This is a genomic window from Brevibacillus sp. RS1.1 (assembly GCF_013284365.1).
Classification (GTDB): Bacteria; Bacillota; Bacilli; order Brevibacillales; family Brevibacillaceae; genus Brevibacillus; species Brevibacillus brevis_D.
Window position 1 is genome coordinate 57,245 of the sequence record NZ_JABSVA010000005.1, and the last position, 15,180, is coordinate 72,424.

Sequence of the window (15,180 nt, forward strand, 5' to 3'; positions counted from 1 at the left end):
GGCGGGATGTGAAGCCTGTTGAAGCATGTCTGGCTTCCGTGGAAATTTCTCGCCGAAAAGTGACGGGCATGCAAAAGATGGCGGTTTGGGGCCTGCTCCTCAAGTCAAAATATTCCTAATTTTTCCAAATGTCGATTTTTGCCGATTACAAGTATAATGGACACATAAAATTCTAATACATAGGACGGTATAAACATGCTCCATCATTCCATTATGCTGAAAACCAAAACAGCTATGCCCGCCGTTCGGTCGAATAGCGTTCACAGGAGCCGACTGCTGCAAAAAATGGACGCTGGTCTACAATGCCGACTAACCACACTGTACGCCCCAGCCGGTTACGGAAAAACGACCTTGCTCAGTCAATGGGCTCATCAGTACGGCGGTTCCACCGTATGGCTCTCACTCGATGAGATGGATAATGACCTGATTCGCTTTTGGAGATACATCGTATTTACGCTGTCCGAATCTGGATTCGCTGAACTCTCCGAGCGAATGGAACCAGCCATGAAGGCAACCAGTCATACCTCGATCTTTACCTTCATCGATTCTCTGCTCAATGAACTCGCAGCTACGACACAGCCACTTGCTATCATTCTCGATGACTATCACGTAATCTCGGATGAGACGATTCACAACAGCTTGGCTTATTTTTTGGAATATGTCCCCAGTCACGTCCATCTGTACATCGCCAGTCGCAACACGTTGCCTTTTTCTACAGTCAGATGGAACGTACGCCATGAAGTATGTCACATTGAGGCAGGACAATTTCTTTTCAGTTATCAAGAGACAGATAGCTTTTACCGGCAGGTTCACGATTTACCTCTGACCGAAACGCAAATTGAACAGCTGGTGAAAAGTACGGAGGGCTGGATCGCCGGCTTGCAGCTCGCAGCTATTTCACTCGTGAATACGGAGAATCACGATCAATTTTTCGCCGGATTTACTGGCTCTCATCGCAATATCTCGGAGTATTTGTTTCATGAGGTAATCATGCGACTTCCGGAAGAGGAGCGCAGCTTCTTGCTCAAAACCTCTGTGCTGGCGAAAATGGACGCTCACGTATGCCAAGCTCTGACCAGCCTGCCCCAGTGCCAACAAATGCTGACCCGCTTGCACCGCCAAAACATTTTTTTAATCCCGCTGGATGATTATGGGACGTGGTATCGATACCATCACTTGTTTGCCGATTTTTTGCGCAGTCAATTGGAGCAGACGGCTCCCGGAGAAGCACGTAAGTTGCATCGGCTAGCCAGTGAGAGCTATGCGGAGCGTGGAATGATGGACGAAGCGATCGATCATGCGATTGCCGCTGCCGATTATACACTGGCTGCAAGCTTCCTTGCGCAACATATTCCGGTACTGCTCCAACGCGGCGAGTTTTCCAGCTTTCTCAGAACGCTCGACAGCATCCCTGATCACGAAAACCATTTCTCACCACTTTTTCGCCTGATCTATGTGTTCCTCTTGGTTGCTTGCGGTTTTACGGATCGGGCAGAGCTTGCCCTCACCCAATTGGAGCAAAGCGCTGCGAGCCTGGAAGACTCGACGGAGCATCAACAGTTTTTGAGCGGGCTGTTTTTTGTGCGAGCGAATCTAGTGTTTGCAACCGGAGATTTTGAGAGCTGGATTGCCAGTTCTTCACAGTTAAGTGGCGAGTTGCCAGAGAGTCCGTTGTTTTACCATTTTAATTACAACACGACTGAGCCGTTTATTCGCCGTACGCGATTCGGGTTAAAAGGGATGCTGTCCGATCAAACAGAGGCTGTCGGCAAGCATTTTTCCAGCATACTCGAAGCTCATGGCTGGAAGGATTCTTTGATCAACCTGTACACCATTCAGGCGTTGGCGGAGGGGCTGTATGAAGAAAACAGGCTGGAAGAAAGCCTCGATCATCTTCAGCGAGTTCGTTTAGTCGCACTTCAAAAACAAATACCTGGCCTGCTCGTCCCCTATGCGTTGACTTCCGCCAAGCACAAGCTAGTGGAGGGGAATTTTGTTGCGGCACGAAAAATCATTTCAGAGACACGGGAGACGGTCACAAGCTGGGGTGGTTCTTATTGGTTAAACCCATTACAAGCATTTCTCGCACACATCGCAATCCAGGAAGGGGACATTGCTTTGGCAAAAACGGAGTTGTCCAAGCTTCCCCCTCCCATTTTGAATCAGCCTAGCATTCAGAGAGAATTAGAGGTTTTGACCTATGTCCGTTTGCTTCTCGCCCAGCAGCAGGAGCAGGAAGCCTTACGTATTTTAACGATCCTAAAGCCATCCAGTATTCGCGAGGAGCTGTTGATCAGCCAAGTAGACATCGCCATTCTGCAAGCGCTCGCCCACCAGCAGTGCGGCAACAAAAAAGAAGCACTGGTTTTCCTCCACGAAGCACTCTTGATTGGCGGAAACAACTGCTACGTCCGAAGCTTTCTGGACGAAGGTACGGCGATGTCTCACCTCTTGCACGATTACCAGCTACGCTTGAAAAAACGATCCCAACAGCCTGGTCCGTCCGTATCGGCTGCGTACGTCAATCAGCTGCTATCTCTTTTCCCTAAGAAAATGGAGAAAAGAAAAGCTCCTTTGATCGAGCCGCTAACCGGAAAAGAAATGATTATCCTTTCCATGCTGGCCGAAGGAGCATCCAACAAGATGATCGCCGATGAGCTAGGGAATACGCTCGGGACCGTCAAGGTGTATTTGCATCGGATATATGGCAAGCTCGGCGTCACCAATCGCACTCAAGCTCTTCTGAAAGCCCAAGAAATTTCGCTGTTAGAAAATAGCCCTGTTGATTAACGGAATTTTTCACTATGTTCTTGCAGAAAAGCGTCCAGCTGGCGAGGTTCTCTGCCGAGGACACGCCATACATCGTCTGTCGGCTTTTCCGGGATCGCTACTGACATAGCTTGAATTTCAACGACATGACTGGCGAGCCACTCCGGCATGTTTCCGTACTCCATCAGATCACGTCGGAGTGCTTCGCTATCCTTGTTGATGTACGTTATCGGGCGGTCAAGCAGCTCGGACAGCTTGCTCGCAATTTGCGAATAGCTGTAAACCTCAGAACCCGTCAGTGTGTATACACGACCTGCTTTTTCGGGATGGGTCAATGCCTCTGCGGCAACATCGGCGATATCCCGGCAATCGATAAAGTTGCAGGCTGTTTCGCCCATCGCACCGAAGAAAACATGTTGCGTCTGAATTGTCGGTGCGAAACGGAGCAGATTCTGCATAAAGGCGTACGGTCGAAGCACAGTATTTTTCATACCCGATTCTAATAATGTTCTCTCGATTTCCTGGTGCCATCTCGCTACGGCGACTGGCGCCTTTTCGTCGTAGGCTGGACTGGATATTTTCACAATGTGTTGGATTCCAGCCTCAGTCGCTATGCGAATCATCGCTGTTTCCAGCTCGACCTGATCGGGACTGTTTGAAAGGGAAAGGAAAAGCTGATTCGTACCTGCGAACGCTCGGCGCAATGATTCAGGGTCAGAAGCTTCCACTGCTGCGACTTCCACTGTAGATGCTGCCTGCTCTCCTATTAGCATCTGAAGTTTTTCCGGTGTTCTGCTCAATGCCCGAGTTGGGACACCAAGCTCTATCAATCGTTTCAAAAGTGCACGTCCTATGGTTCCTGTCGCTCCCATAACTACGATCATTATCTATCTCTCCTCCGTAACTGATTCCATTTTTATTGGTCATGGCTGATGGCACTACGCCACCGCCATGTGATTAACGTGCTAGCGATTATCGCTGATAGCGGGAAGTCGATCCAGACACGGCTTAGCCAAGCTAACGATTCACCGGGAGCAACGATGACGAGTAACTCCGTTGTTAGCCATGCTGCCAACAGACCGATCACCGCCATTGTCATCCCCATAACCGCTACCAGCGCCAAATGAGGCGTGTGGGTGACCCAGCGTTTATGTATACCTTGGCTCTGTAACCATCGTCCAAGCAGTGCGGCAATCAATGCAGATGTTCCGCCAATCGTGGTCAATGCTCCTATTTGCAGCCCTTTGTCAGCAGTAATCCATCCTCCAATGCTCGCCATGATTGCAGGAGACAAATAAGCCATGACGACCTCTCGCCATAAAATAAACAATTTCCGCTCGGGACTTGCCCTCTTGATCGGATAAACACCTGCCGATTTTGCAGGATCATGCATGTTTTTCACCTCCTTTCCCTTGTTCTGAATAAGTAATTAGGAACCTAACTATATAAGGATGAAAATGGGCTAGCTGCCTAGCCCGCTTTACTGCTTACTATTCTTCTGTCAGTGCCGAGATGCCTTGTGTCACGCGGCCTAGCAGGTCGAGAAACACGCTGCGCTCCTGAGTATTGAGCAATCCGACCATCGCTTCCAATCTCGCAAAGTGCTCAGGCGCCATTTCACGCAGCTTACTAGCCCCGAGCTCCGTTAACATGACCGATTTTTGCCTGCCATCTTTTGCACTCGCTCGTCGTGAGACTAGGCCGTCGCGCTCGAGGATGTCGATCAGACCGGTAACAGTTGCACGTGTTACACCCAGATGCTCTGCCAATTGTGACGGCAGTACTTCCCCTCCGTTATCTTCAAGGTCTGCCAACAACCGATATCGTCCCGTTGATAAGCCGAATCTGGCAAAATGTATTTCTGCCGCATGCCCTAGCTTAGCTCCTGCCTCCATCAGCCTGGCGGCGACGAGTATAGCTTGTGCATCAACATCGAGTCCATACCGGTCAATCTGGCGTTGCGATTGAACTAGCGATGGGATCGCATCTTCTTGTTTTCTTCCGTTTGAATGGTTTGTCATGAATATAGTATGGCACCTAACTATTTTCCTGTCAACACGTCCCCTCTATTTCGGTGCCATTCTGATTGCCCCATCCAGCCGGATCGTTTCTCCATTCAACATCGGATTGGTGAGGATGCTGTTCACGAGCATCGCGTATTCTTTCGGGTCACCCATGCGAGCGGGAAAAGGAACAGTCGCACCCAACGCTGCTTTTTCAGAGCGCGGGAGCTGATCGAACATCGGCGTGTCAAATAGCCCTGGAGCAATCGCCATCACGCGTATGCCATACCAAGCCAGATCTCTTGCTAGCGGCAGGGTCATACTTACAATTCCGCCTTTGGAGGCGCTATAGGCAACCTGCCCCACCTGTCCTTCAAAAGCCGCCACCGATGCGGTATTAATGATGACACCTCGCTCCCCCTGTTGGTTCGGCTCGTTTCCTACCATTTGCTCCACCGCCAACCGAATAACATTAAAAGTACCGATCAGATTGACTGAAATGACTTTGCTGAAGGATTCCAGTGGATGTGGACCGCTTCTCGACAGCGTTTTTTGTGCCAAACCAATCCCCGCACAGTTGACCACAGCGTGAATCGTACCGAATGTGCCAGCAGCCTGATCAATGGCCTCCCTTACACTCGCCTCACTAATAACATCGGTATGCACGAACAAAGCATTCTCGCGCCCCAACTCATTCGCCAGCGCTTGCCCCTTCTCCACCGTCAAATCAAGAATGGCTACTTTTCCCCCGTGTTGAACTACATTCCTCACAGCGGCTTCTCCCAAACCGGAAGCACCACCTGTTACAATGGCAACCACTTCCCGCATATCCAAGCCATTCTCTCCCTTCCTCTGCTATTGCATCCACATTCAGAAAAAAGCTCTGCAAGTTGGATACCAACCGAGCTCCCCCTTGTCGCACGTGGTTTTTCCGAAGCGACAAGCAGTCTGCACCTTCTCAAATCCAGACAGGTGTGAGACAGCTGTGTCCGGGCAAAGGACAGTTGTGCTTATCCAGCTTGTTTTTATTTGTGACCGGAATATTGCTTTATCTCGCTGGTTTAAAACATGGGTAAAAACCGGACATTAGTTCGAGAGAGGACCGTTAGAAAGCTTCATGCCTAAAATAAGTAGGTAACCATTCTGTGGGTTCATCCGTCTGCTATATAGGAGAATTTTACTAATCATACATACACCCTATTTCGAAGTAGTCAGACGAACTGGAGATGATCTCATGAGTCCTATGGTTTTTTTCAAAAAGGCTGTCCCCGCGAACGCGGAACAACTCACCCAAATTGCCACTCGCTGCTTCGCAGAAGACGTCCAAAAGTACGGAGAGGGCCCTGCCGGACATGACCAGCCTGACCAGCATATTTTATTCATGCAAAAGGCCCATTACTATACGATCTTGCTGGATGACCAGATCGTCGGCGGTTTTTGCCTCATTCCAGTCGACCATGAGCATTTGGAGCTGGGGATCATTTATGTCGATCCTGATAAGCAAAACCTGCGTATCGGAAGCCAAACCATGCAGTTCATGGAGGCCGCGTATCCACACATCAAAAAGTGGACGCTCGATACTGGCTATGAAGCGGTGCGCAACCAACACTTCTACGAGAAATGCGGTTACAAAAAGGTCGGCGAGACCGAGCCAAACGCAACAAATGGTTTTTATAAATTCAGGTACGAAAAACGGATACCTAAATAGATAGATGGAAAAGGGAGAACAGCTACAGGCCATTCTCCCTATTTTCTTTTATCGCCCTTATTTTCGAATGCCCTTCTTGGTCGCCAATTCCAAATAGTATGTCGTTTCTGCTTGTGTTTCCTTCGTAAATGCTTCACTTACCGCATATGCCGGCTCCACATGGATTTCACTCAGCTTTTGCAAAAAGGCTGGGTCTTTTTCCATCTTGGCAATCGCTTCTTCCCACTTGCGGATAATCGACGCTGGCGTTCCTTTGGCAAAAGACACTCCCGTCCACCAGAAAACCGACAAGCCTTGAATCCCTTGCTCCTCCGCAGTAGGAACGTCAGGCAGGAACGGACTTCGCGTGTCACCGGATACGGCGAGGATTTTGACCTTGCCCGCTTTCAGCATCGGCATGATCTCCCCCACTGTATGCACCGCCAAAATCGCGTGCCCTCCAGCGACTTTCGGGACGGAGTCGGAGGCGCCTTTCGTCACGATCATTCTCGTCTGGGCGAAGTCAGCCCCAATCACATCCAACCACTCTGCTACCCCAAAAGCGGAAAAACCTGCTGGCCCTACAGAAGTCCATGTTAACTGCTCCGGATTCGCACGAACCCACGCGGAAAATTCAGCGAAATCTTTCCAAGATGCGTCGGCTTTCACAGCAAAAGCAAGCGTCCCTTTGCCAATTCTGGCTGTATAGACTTGATCCTCGTTTGTAATCGGCGGTGTTTTCATCCCGGCAGCGAGCATCGTCGTATTGGATACATTGACAGCAAGCGCTGTGTAACCATCGTTTTTGGCTTGCTTTAAAGCATACTCCGCTCCTACCGCCCCACCACCTCCCGCCTTGTTGACGACGACGATGGGCTGCCCCCATTCCTTGCTCAAATAATCTGCTGCCGCTCTGGCTACGAGATCGACTCCGCCCCCGGCAGAATACGGCACGATATACTCCACCTGCTTCGAAGGATAAGCCGACTCGGCTGCACCTTGATTTCCACATGCGCTAACGGCTGCCGCCAAAAGTAACGACAGGATGACAGCTGCCCATTGTTTATACCCTTTCAATGACTCTTCCTCCCTACGCGACGACATCTACTCCCCTGTCCCGCTCTTCTTTCAGCCGTTGCTGTGTCCGGCGGTTCAGCATCATAGAGATGATCAAGAGTGCTCCAGCTACCAGCAAGATGGTCAACGATAGAGGCCGAAACAAAACAATACTGAAATCACCCGCGCCCATCGCCATCGTTTGAATGAAGGATTCTTCCAGAAGAGGTCCCAAAATGAAACACAACACCAGCGGAACAACGGGCCATTTATATTTGGAGAAAACATACCCAAGTCCGCCAAACAAAAACGCTACCCACACATCAAACATGCTGTTCCGCACACTGTATGCCCCAATCGTGCAGAACATCAGGATGATTGGAGCCATGATGCCATACGGTACCCTCGTCAATTTGACCCACACCCATACCATCGGGAGATTGAGCACGAGAAGCATCGCATTCCCCACGAACATCGAAGCGATGACCGTCCAGACAAAGCTGGCATTTTGTTCAAACAAAACAGGGCCTGGCGTCAATCCATAGATCATCAAGCCTGCCAACAAAATCGCCAGTGGCGGTGAGGAAGGAATCCCGAGCGAAAACAGTGGGATGAAGCCCGCACTGCTCGTCGCATTATTCGCTGCCTCTGGTGCCGCTACCCCCTCGATCGCTCCCTGACCAAACTTCTCGGGATGCTTCGATAGCTTTTTCTCCATATCGTACGCCAAAAACGACGTGATCGCAGCCGAACAGCCTGGCAGCAATCCAAGAAAAAAGCCGATAATCCCGCCCCTCAGCATAGGCCCAGCACTTACTCTCAGGTCTTCCTTTTTCGGGTAGACACTCCCTGGCTTGCCAAGCAGGGTAGCTGTGCGTTTTTCATCAATCCCTTTGAGGACTTCCGTAATCGCAAACAACCCGATAATGATGCTAATCATGTCAAAACCGCCGACCAATACGGGGACGCCGTAATCAAAGCGCGGCATGCCCGAAGAGGGCCCCAGTCCAACTAGAGCGAGCGTATAGCCGAATGCCCCCATCAAAAACGATTTGACCAATGATCCTCCTGATAGACTAACCATCAGCGTGAGAGCCAAAATCATCAGCGCAAAGTATTCAGGCGGTCCGAATTTTAAGGCTTGATCTGCCAGAATCGGAGCGAAAAAAACGAGGCCGATTACGCCCAGTACCCCTGCACCAAACGAAGCCAGTGCGGATATCCCCAATGCCGGCCCACCTCTCCCTTTTTTCGCGAGCGGATAGCCATCCAAACACGTGGGGACTGACGATAGCTCCCCCGGGATATTGAGCAGAATGGCAGTCGTCGAACCGCCGTACATGGCACCGTAATAAATCCCTGCCAGCATGATCATCCCTTGTGTCGGCTCCAGTACGGCTGTCACCGGAAGCAGAATCGCGATGGCAGAAGTGGGACCGAGACCGGGCAATACGCCTACAAAGGTGCCAATAAGAGCACCGAGTGCTGCCATGAGCAGATGCTCCGGCGCGAGGGCTGAAGCAAAACCAGCCAGTAGTAATTGGAACGTCTCGATGATCAGCACCTCCTTATCATGCTTGCTCTAAAACCAATCGCCTCCAGGCAGCGTGATATGCAGCGAGTAGATGAACACCACATACAGCCCCCCTGTCAAAAGGACGGAGTACACGATGGACGTACGCCACCGATAGCTGCCGATCAATATAAAAAATGCAAAGGAGACAAAGAGCGTCGCCATTGTGTAGCCGATCGCGCCGAGCAGCCAGACATACAGCAACAGGAATAAAAAGCAAAGCAGCAGGCGCAGCCTTTTTCCAGGAAAAAGCGGTCCGGGATTTGGCGAAGAGGCTTCCTCCGTCACGCGGAATGATTGGACCAGCAGCACACCTCCGAGCATGAAAAACAGTAAGCCGAGAATTGCAGGCAACGTGTGATCTCCTACGTACAAGGACGTCGAAAATGCCTCCAGACGATAGGCCTCGAAGGATAGGACGACTCCAAGAAACATACTTAGGAGGGCACCGATAAAATCTGGCTGATTATCCGGGCGTCTCATGTGTATCACCTCAGCAAAAAAGCTACCACCAGCCTATGGCACATGCGCCCATTGTGTGCGAAAGCATAAAAAAACTACCATAGCCAGTCCGTATGGGACAAAGCATATGGTAGTCATTTACATTTTGATTTCAATTTCGTTCCATTTCGATTTGGTCGCTCAGACGAATAATGGCGTGAGCGACCTTCGCTTCATACGTCTCATTGCTTTCGAACTCGCTCCAAAGCTCTTTGATATCGCCGCTCGAAACATCGTGGATCATGAGCATTTTCAAAAGCTTCTCCATATTGGCTTGATTGCGGATCAAATGAGGCTCCATCCGCTTAACCACCATCCATAATTTTTGCGAATTGACTATCGGCGTCGTCACCATCTGCATCCGCTACCTCCACACCAATTATAACTGCATATAATTAGTTATAATTAATTATAACGAATTACTCAAGTAAAAATGTTGTCTTCCGAAGTCACCTTTTTGCGTATAAGAAATGCCCTCCAATTGGAGGGCATTGATTGTATGGTTCAGTATGTTGCTTATGTTTCTACTGTTAGAGGAAAAAGATGATTACCAAGGCTCCGGCCAGCCATATTGTATAATCAGATTAGATTGCTTGGCTGGTTGTTCTACTAAAACTGGCATTGTAATGAAGGCGGTTAACATACACAAAGACAATATCCATTTCTTCATGACCTATACCTCCTGTTTGGATCTATGATTACTTCCATTATACACGTTTACCAATTTATGGAGTATACCAAAAGGAAGATTTTTTTTCTCTGACACATAGAATTCAAAAAGTACGCTCAGACTTTTATCTGCTTGTTTTATCTCATTGATTGCGCGATAGTAATTCACGCTCTCCACAAGACTATCGATTCCTAAGTCTGCTTCGTTTTTTTGAATGTAAAAGGTGCCCTTTGTTCGGAAATACAGTCCCATTTGATTGTATTGATTCGGAGTAGTTAAATTCTCTGGCAAGATCGATGCTTCTGCCAAAAATAGTTCACGGATTTTCTCTTCTTCTCCTACCTGGATATAAATCTCTAGCAAATCATTCGCAATCACAATTTTTTCATCCTGTGCTTGTTGCGCAAGACACTCTTGTAATACCGGAATGGCTTTATCAAATTTCCCTGTCTTTCCGTATAGTTTCCCCCGAATATGTCTGGCATGTTTATGTACCTCGGGATAATCGAACATTTCGTATCTCTCCAGATAGAAATGCCCTAATGTGTAGTCCTCCAACTCAAAATAGGAAATGATGATCGCAAGAATCGCTGCTGCTTTTTGCTCACTCTGACTATGGTCGATTTCAAGTCCTTGTTTACACAGATGAATACAATCTGAATAGAATCCAAGACGCAAGGCATGGAAGGAAAATTTATAGTAGGTCAAAATTCGCTCATTGATATGCAGATAGGACGTGTAGTGTAATAGCTCCTTGCCTTCTACATAGGTTTGATCTAATTGGCTTAGATTTTCACGTCGAATCATGTAGCGTTGGAAAAGCGATCTTGCCAGATACAAAGGTATTCCGTGTTCACGTGAGTAGTCACAAATCACGTCATAAAGAGCCAAGCGCAGTTCTTCATTCCCTTCCATTCCCGCGCTTTGATACAGATAGTCTAAAGAAAGAAATGTATTGCTTTTGGGACAATTTAGCAATTGCAAAGCTACTTTGTTGGTAAGAACCACATTCTTCTCTTGCATCACAGCCTCTAATAGAGACCGAAGTGTCGCTTCGCGCTTAATTTTATATAAATAGGGTACGATCGCTGTATAAAGTGGAATATCTAGTACTTTTGCCAGCTTCATTACATGCTGCATATTTGGTAAAGTAAAGGCATCGGATTCTATCTTACTAATGGTTCCAGAAGCTACACCTGTTCTTTCTGATAACTCAGTCAGTGTTAAGTTTGCTCTATTTCGATATACTCGTAATATGCCCCCAAAGGTCTTTCCCTCTGAAATCACAGCAAATACACCCTCCTGATGATTCCTTTTTATGGATATGATAGCACATTAAACCACGAATGATATAATCGATTTGAATCATTTTTAAATAGATTACACTTTTTTACTAGAGTGGGGAAGAGATGGAAAGTTTCCATAGCTTCATCAAAATCGAGTGGATAAAGTTTTTATGCAAGCCGAGCAATTGGTTTATTGAATGTGACTTAAGGTTGTGCTATCGAGTTGAGCATGTCAAACATAATTTTGATAAGAATAACTTGATATGAAACTATACTCATCAATAATTTACTGTCATAACACCCAATATTGGTATGGGTATAGATCAACAGCAATCATATTTATGCGTACATGAAGGTATTTACGAAAAAGCCGCTTAACTAAACAAGCGGCTTTTTTGTGGCTATCTACTTCTATCTTCTTTAATACTATCCGTTCTTTCAATCATTTCGTAGAATCACGTTGTTGTCGATGCTCATTTAGAGCGTCCATCCAAATCGTAACGAGCTCTGCAAAATACTTTGTTTCAATGATCGACTCCAAATCCTCGCCAGTGTCTATACCCGCTTCTAGCTGTTCCTCAACGTATGAGTTATAAATTCGAGTATAATCCCTCCGTATTTCGGAACTGTATAAATTCCCTGTCCCTTCTGATACTTCTTCTTCCCCTGAAACAACTCGTTGTATCCTATCTAAGATTAAGTTTTTTGAGAGTTCCGATCTAACCTGTCCCTCCAAATACTCTTCCACTAAGGAGAGGTTTTCCGGTAAGCAGATTCGTAGTTTATCAGCTTTATCATCGAAAAAAATTTTGTAAAGTATCATAAGAATCCTCCTAGATTACGGTTCATAAATTGGGTAAGCTGTAGTAATCCTTCCATCTTTGTCTAGCCACATTTCAATTTTAATGCCAGATGAATGCCTACCTTCCCATTTTTGTATCATTTCCGTTCCATTTCTCTTTATGGAGGGGATTGCTCACGATGCCATCCTACAGCTCTTCCTTTTTCGTTAATTTCTCCTTCAAGGATATGCCTTCTAGCATTTGGGGCAAAGTACTTTTCAATATCATCCCATTCGCAATTGCCGATATTATGAACCCAAATTTGGGTGAAACCACTACCAAGCCATTTTCATTCATACAAATAAAAAGCTGTCGCCCAGCCCATGCTTACGAAAAGCATAGCCCGACAACAGCTTCAACCTATCCCTCAACTACTCCATCGTCAAAACAACCCGACCATTGATTTGACCTTTTTCCAAACGCTCCAACACTTCGTTAATCTGATCCAGCGGCTGCGTCTCGATGATCGCGCGAACCTTGCCGCATGCTGCAAAATCAAGTGCTTCTTGCATATCCTTGCGCGTCCCCACAATGGAGCCTTTCACCGTCACACCATTCAGAACCGTGTCAAAAATCGGGATGGGTAGCTCTGCATTCGGCAAGCCAACAACGACGAGAGAGCCGCCACGTCGAACTGATTTGTAGGCTTGTTCAAACGCCTTCTTGGTAACGGCCACGCTGATCGCCCCGTGGACACCGCCCACCTGCTCTTGAATGGCTTGTACCGGATCTACTTCACTGCCGTTTACTGTCACATCTGCCCCTAGTTCTTTTGCCAAGTCCAGCTTCTCCTTGTGAATATCGACAGCTACGACGTTGTAGCCCATCGCCTTGGCATATTGGAGAGCCACATGCCCCAAGCCGCCGATGCCGTAGATCGCTACCCATTCACCCGGCTTCACATTTGCTACCTTCAATGCTTTATACGTTGTTACCCCTGCGCACAGGATCGGCGCTGCTTCCACATCACCCAGCTCGTCAGGAATGCGTGCCACGTAAGCAGCAGGCGCTACACAATATTCGGCATAAGCACCGTCTGCGGAATAGCCCCCATTTAACTGCTGCATGCACAGTGTTTCCCACCCTGTCAGGCAGTAGTCGCATTCGCCGCAAGCGGAGAATAACCACGGAATGCCTACCCGATCACCAATTTTCAGCGAGGTTACGCCTTCCCCCAGCTTTTCGACAACACCTACGCCCTCATGTCCCGGAATCAAAGGCAGCTTTGGCTTCACAGGCCAATCCCCATGTGCAGCATGCAGGTCTGTATGGCAGACACCACATGTCTTGATTTTTACCAGAACCTCACCGTGTCCGACCTCTGGAATGGAGACTTCCTTTACTTCCAGCTTTTGATGGAATTCATTGACTACTGCTGCTTTCATCTTGACCTTCCTCCTCTTTTTTCCCCTTCAGGCATGTGCGCAAAGGGCAGGTGTTCTTCCTGCCTCCTATTAATTGCAAGCAGTATGCCAAAATGAAAGCGCTTTAAAATCGAGTGATTATGCGGTTTCCTTTCTTCCATGCAGCCGATATTGCGGCACATGAGCCGAAAAAACGGCCCATTTGCCAACCTTTTGGCCGAAAAAGGGTATTCCTCCCTGCCTGCGGTATTACTACGTAGTGGAAAAAGGGGGCGAACGCATGCAAATATCCAAGTTCATGACGCCGGAAATTATTTTCGGAAACCATTCTCTCGGACAGGTAGGGGAAAGCTTGCGCAGATTGGGAGCTTCTCGCGTCTTTCTTGTCAGTGATCCGGGGGTGGCAAACGCAGGATGGGTCGAGCGGATCATCTCTTACTTGCAGCAGCAAAAGCTCGATTACCATCTATGGACCAACGTGACAGCCAATCCGAAAGATTACGAGATTCATGCCGGTATTGCTGAATATCGAGCCAAGGAGTGCAATGCCATTCTCGGTGTTGGCGGTGGCAGTGCCATCGATGCAGCCAAGGCAATTGCACTGTTGGCTACCAACGAGGGCAGTATCGTCCAATACGAAGGCGTCGATAATATCCAGCATCCTCTTCCTCCCATGGTGATGGTACCGACGACAGCCGGCTCTGGTTCGGAGGTTTCGCAATTTTCCATTATTGTGGATAGTACACGCAAGGTGAAAATGACGATTATCTCCAAATCGCTCATACCCGATATCGCTATCATCGACCCGCAAACCTTGATGACCAAGGACAAGCTGCTCACTGCCAATACAGGCATAGATGTGCTGACACATGCCATTGAATCGTATATTTCGCTCGCCGCAACGCCGCTGACCGAGGTGCATTCGCTGCAAGCCATGCGTCTCATCGCCCAGCATCTGCGCCCATCTGTTGCCAGTCAATACAATACAGAGGCTAAGCAAGCGCTGGCCATGGCGAGCCTTCAAGCCGGAATCGCTTTTTCCAACGCCATACTCGGTGCTGTGCATGCCATGTCCCATCAGTTAGGGGGATTCCTCGACGCTCCGCATGGCGAGGTGAATGCCATCCTGCTCCCCCATGTACTCGAGTACAACTACATCGCCGCACCGGAAAAGTACAGGCAAATCGCTGAATGCCTCGGTGAAAACACGGCGGGCTTAAGCACACATGCCGCCTCTCGTCTCACACTCAAAGCAGTCAAGGAGCTGGTAAGCGATCTGGATGTGCCCCAATCCTTGTCGGCCATCGGGTTGCATCCAGAGCAAATCGACCTGCTCAGTTCTCTCGCCGTACTCGACGTGTGCATGACGACCAATCCCCGCGACATGACCGTCCACGATGTCGCGACGCTGTTTCGCCAAGCCTTGTAG

At 48.4% G+C, this 15,180-nt stretch carries 15 protein-coding genes; 3 read left to right on the plus strand and 12 right to left on the minus strand.

Going from position 1 to position 15,180, the window contains the following annotated elements:
• Positions 1-195: 195 nt before the first annotated feature.
• Entirely contained in the window at positions 196-2,790 is a 2,595-nt protein-coding gene (locus HP570_RS17420; protein WP_173626551.1) for a winged helix-turn-helix domain-containing protein, read from the plus strand.
• Here the strand turns inward: HP570_RS17420 and HP570_RS17425 are convergent.
• The 4 genes from HP570_RS17425 to HP570_RS17440 form a co-directional block, all read right to left on the minus strand.
• Positions 2,787-3,653, minus strand: coding sequence for an SDR family oxidoreductase (locus tag HP570_RS17425; RefSeq protein WP_173626552.1), 867 nt, complete (start codon positions 3,651-3,653; stop codon positions 2,787-2,789). The two genes, HP570_RS17420 and HP570_RS17425, sit on opposite strands and share 4 nt — an antisense overlap.
• Before the next feature lie 32 nt (positions 3,654-3,685).
• Positions 3,686-4,162, minus strand: a complete 477-nt coding sequence (locus tag HP570_RS17430; protein ID WP_173626553.1) for a hypothetical protein — start codon at positions 4,160-4,162, stop codon at positions 3,686-3,688.
• Between the two features lie 97 nt (positions 4,163-4,259).
• Complete coding sequence (locus HP570_RS17435; RefSeq protein ID WP_015892879.1) at positions 4,260-4,790, minus strand: MarR family winged helix-turn-helix transcriptional regulator; 531 nt, start codon at positions 4,788-4,790, stop codon at positions 4,260-4,262.
• Between the two features lie 45 nt (positions 4,791-4,835).
• Positions 4,836-5,606: a 3-hydroxyacyl-CoA dehydrogenase gene (locus HP570_RS17440; protein WP_015892880.1), complete on the minus strand. Its 771-nt coding sequence runs from the start codon at positions 5,604-5,606 to the stop codon at positions 4,836-4,838.
• A gap of 400 nt (positions 5,607-6,006) precedes the next feature.
• Between HP570_RS17440 and HP570_RS17445 the strand changes: the two genes are divergently transcribed.
• Positions 6,007-6,480 (plus strand): GNAT family N-acetyltransferase, encoded by a 474-nt coding sequence (locus HP570_RS17445; protein ID WP_015892881.1) that lies wholly within the window; start codon positions 6,007-6,009, stop codon positions 6,478-6,480.
• Between the two features lie 57 nt (positions 6,481-6,537).
• Here the strand turns inward: HP570_RS17445 and HP570_RS17450 are convergent, their stop codons facing one another.
• The 8 genes from HP570_RS17450 to adhP form a co-directional block, all read right to left on the minus strand.
• Positions 6,538-7,563, minus strand: coding sequence for a Bug family tripartite tricarboxylate transporter substrate binding protein (locus tag HP570_RS17450; RefSeq protein WP_173626554.1), 1,026 nt, complete (start codon positions 7,561-7,563; stop codon positions 6,538-6,540).
• Positions 7,550-9,079, minus strand: coding sequence for a tripartite tricarboxylate transporter permease (locus tag HP570_RS17455; RefSeq protein WP_173626555.1), 1,530 nt, complete (start codon positions 9,077-9,079; stop codon positions 7,550-7,552). The genes HP570_RS17450 and HP570_RS17455 overlap by 14 nt, the downstream gene beginning before the upstream one ends.
• Before the next feature lie 18 nt (positions 9,080-9,097).
• Positions 9,098-9,571 (minus strand): tripartite tricarboxylate transporter TctB family protein, encoded by a 474-nt coding sequence (locus tag HP570_RS17460; protein WP_064201488.1) that lies wholly within the window; start codon positions 9,569-9,571, stop codon positions 9,098-9,100.
• A gap of 130 nt (positions 9,572-9,701) precedes the next feature.
• Positions 9,702-9,950, minus strand: a complete 249-nt coding sequence (locus HP570_RS17465) for an HD domain-containing protein (protein WP_173626556.1) — start codon at positions 9,948-9,950, stop codon at positions 9,702-9,704.
• A 186-nt stretch (positions 9,951-10,136) separates the two neighbouring features.
• Entirely contained in the window at positions 10,137-10,259 is a 123-nt protein-coding gene (locus tag HP570_RS29810; protein WP_016742160.1) for a hypothetical protein, read from the minus strand.
• 3 nt (positions 10,260-10,262) lie between these two features.
• On the minus strand, positions 10,263-11,546 hold the full coding sequence (locus HP570_RS17470) for a helix-turn-helix domain-containing protein (RefSeq protein ID WP_015892886.1): 1,284 nt from the start codon (positions 11,544-11,546) through the stop codon (positions 10,263-10,265).
• Positions 11,547-11,987: 441 nt separating this feature from the next.
• Positions 11,988-12,368 carry a hypothetical protein gene (locus HP570_RS17475; RefSeq protein ID WP_173626557.1) on the minus strand — a complete coding sequence of 127 codons (381 nt, stop codon included), beginning with the start codon at positions 12,366-12,368 and terminating at the stop codon, positions 11,988-11,990.
• A gap of 390 nt (positions 12,369-12,758) precedes the next feature.
• Positions 12,759-13,772 carry an alcohol dehydrogenase AdhP gene (gene adhP, locus HP570_RS17480; protein WP_173626558.1) on the minus strand — a complete coding sequence of 338 codons (1,014 nt, stop codon included), beginning with the start codon at positions 13,770-13,772 and terminating at the stop codon, positions 12,759-12,761.
• Between the two features lie 259 nt (positions 13,773-14,031).
• On the opposite strand from adhP, the gene HP570_RS17485 reads away from it, so the two are divergent.
• Positions 14,032-15,180, plus strand: coding sequence for an iron-containing alcohol dehydrogenase (locus HP570_RS17485; protein WP_173626559.1), 1,149 nt, complete (start codon positions 14,032-14,034; stop codon positions 15,178-15,180).